The 386-nt window shown below is 69.4% G+C and carries 1 protein-coding gene; it reads right to left on the bottom strand.

Annotated features, from left to right (window positions below):
* On the bottom strand, nt 1-386 hold a 386-nt coding region (locus E4T88_RS17845; protein WP_260393734.1), incomplete at both ends, for a glycosyl hydrolase family 18 protein.

The raw sequence follows: 386 nt of genomic DNA, 5'->3' as shown, positions 1-386 counted from the left end.
GGTAGAGGCCGTCGTTCGCCGCCGGCAACCCGGTCCAGCCGCGCGAATAGAGCGGAATGCCCAGCACGAGCTGGGACGCCGGAACGCCCGCCTTCAGATAGCGTTCGACGGTTTCCACCACGGTCAGCCCCTCGGCGCGGTCCGGATCGCGCGGGCTGGGCAGCAGCGCCGCATGGAAATTGGCGCGCAGCTCCAGCGAGTTGGGCATGTCGTAGGTCATGAGGTTGATGAAGTCCCCCGTGCGGGCGATGGCCGGCAGCTCGAGCTTGCTGCTGGCATCCTTCGGGGCCGGCGCCGCGACGGTCAGGCGCAGCGACGGGTCGATGGCATCGAGCTGGCGGCGGAACTCCTGCAGCAGCAGCGTGAAGTTCCGGGTGTCCTCCGGC

It is taken from the genome of Dysgonomonas mossii (assembly GCF_004569505.1).
In the GTDB taxonomy this organism is placed as follows: Bacteria; Bacteroidota; Bacteroidia; order Bacteroidales; family Dysgonomonadaceae; genus Dysgonomonas.
Note: the sequence above shows the minus strand (reverse complement) of the source record. Positions and strands in the feature narration are given on the sequence as shown.